This window comes from Alteromonas sp. ABH4_456, from assembly GCF_056160645.1.
On sequence record NZ_JBSWXO010000070.1, the window covers coordinates 1 to 212 of the forward strand.

The 212-nt window shown below is 39.2% G+C and carries 1 rRNA gene; it reads left to right on the forward strand.

Going from position 1 to position 212, the window contains the following annotated elements:
* Positions 1-141 precede the first annotated feature (141 nt).
* A 5S ribosomal RNA gene (rrf, locus tag ACXAG2_RS20970) occupies positions 142-212 on the forward strand; the annotation flags it as partial.

The following is a 212-nucleotide window of genomic DNA, read 5'->3' on the forward strand; positions in this document are numbered from 1 at the left end:
TTGATTATGCATTAGAGTGTTGAAGTTAATGACTGACTAATTAATGAGTTAGAGTAGCGTTACTCTGATTGATGAAGATATCAAGCTTTCCGGAATTGTTATCTTAATGATGTGTAAACAGCATTAAGACAAAAGTTTATGCCTGACGGCAATAGCGACGTGGTACCACCTGAATCCATTCCGAACTCAGAAGTGAAACGCGTTAGCGGCGA